The organism is Pricia sp. (assembly GCF_041745955.1).
GTDB lineage: Bacteria > Bacteroidota > Bacteroidia > Flavobacteriales > Flavobacteriaceae > Pricia.
On the sequence record NZ_JBGTHY010000065.1, the window covers coordinates 1 to 1,664 of the forward strand.

2 protein-coding genes and 1 pseudogene are annotated in these 1,664 nt (G+C 45.4%); 2 read left to right on the forward strand and 1 reads right to left on the reverse strand.

Annotated features, from left to right (window positions below):
• Positions 1-111, reverse strand: a 111-nt coding sequence (locus tag ACEW8S_RS02100; RefSeq protein WP_373516534.1) for a zinc-ribbon domain-containing protein, incomplete at its 3' end; no start/stop codon positions are given.
• A gap of 110 nt (positions 112-221) precedes the next feature.
• Between ACEW8S_RS02100 and ACEW8S_RS02105 the strand changes: the two genes are divergently transcribed.
• On the forward strand, positions 222-1,055 hold the full coding sequence (locus ACEW8S_RS02105; protein ID WP_373516533.1) for a sugar phosphate isomerase/epimerase family protein: 834 nt from the start codon (positions 222-224) through the stop codon (positions 1,053-1,055).
• Positions 1,056-1,152: 97 nt separating this feature from the next.
• Positions 1,153-1,664 (forward strand): annotated as a pseudogene (locus ACEW8S_RS02110) (D-aminoacylase); the annotation flags it as partial.

The window sequence follows — 1,664 nt, forward strand, 5'->3', positions numbered from 1 at the left end:
CGCCAAAGTAGACGTTTTCTCACAATATCCGAGTTGACATCCACAGACCTCGCATTTTGTATTCTCAAAATAGAGCGGATTTTCGCACTGCTGGCATCGAAAGATTTTCATCCCATAAAAGTAAGCATTGCCTACCTATAAATGTTTTCTATAGTATCGATTATTACATGTCCGTGGATTCGTTAAATTTCAGTATCTTCATCCGTTAAACACTTTATTTCATGAAAACACGTAGAACTTTTTTAAGGCAATCGGGCGCTTTGTCCATCGGAACTATGCTGCTGCCCACTTTAAGCTTCGCCGTAAATAGCGACCAGAAATTTGGGGTACAACTCTATTCCTTTAGGGATGCGATGGCCAAGGATGCGAAAGGCACCTTACGGAAAATTGCCGACATCGGCTTTAAGGAAATCGAATCCGCCCGTAGTGACAAAGGCCTCTATTATGGGCTATCCCCCAAGGAAATGAAATCGACCTGCAAAGAACTGGGAATGAAACTGACCAGCGGCCACGTCGCCCTTGACGATGATTTTCCGAATACTATGGAGCAAGCCGTGGCATCGGGACAGGAATATGTAATCTGTTCCTCGCTTCCCAGTAAAGGCCAAACGGTCGACAACTATAAAAAGGTGGCCCAGCAGTTCAACAAGGCCGGGGAAGACTGTAAAAAATTGGGGCTCAAATTCGGCTACCACAACCACGAATATGAGTTCGAATCGGACAACGGAACGGTTTTGTACGATGTTTTAATGGATAATACGGATGATGATCTGGTACACATGGAACTAGATCTGGGATGGGTCGTCGTAGCCGGCAAAGATCCGTTGGATTATTTTAGCAAGTATCCCGGTCGTTTCCCCCTATGGCATTTGAAGGATATGAACATGGACAAAAAGGAAAGTACCGAATTCGGAAAAGGAGGCCTGGATATCGCCAGCATGATGGCCCATAAAAAAGAATCCGGTGTGAAACATATCTATATCGAACAGGAAGAATATGCAAGTACACCTTTCGAGAGTATGAAGGAAAATATGGCGTTTTTAAAAAATATATGAGTGGCGGCTTAAGGTCCGTTCAGAAATAACTGCCCATAAATTGTTCGCGTTATTTCTGATCATACCCTTTAAGGTTTCATCCCACTAAAAGGTTTCTATGAAGTTAAAAGGGTTTATATATTCGATGGTATGTACAGGCATGTTTTGCGCCTGTAATACCGTTGCGCCTTACGACATCTTGATCAAGAACGGCCAGATCTTAGATGGCTCGGGCAATCCCTCCTACCTAGGCGATATCGCCATCAACGCCGATACTATCGCTGCCATAGGTACGCTCGAAAAAGCGACCGGTACCCTGGAAATCGATGCCAAGGGACTGGCGGTAGCCCCCGGTTTTATCAACATGTTGAGCTGGGCCAACGAATCCTTGATCGAAGATGGGCGGTCGCAGGGCGATATCAGACAGGGCGTTACCTTGGAAGTGCTCGGTGAGGGTAGTTCCATGGGGCCTTTGACCGCAGCAATGAAAAAAGAGATGGAGGAACATCAGGAAGATATTACCTATGCGATTCCTTGGACCACGCTAGGTGAATATCTGGAATTTTTGGAAGATAAAGGCGTTTCTACCAATATTGCCTCATTTCTCGGGAATGGCACTCTACGGGAGTA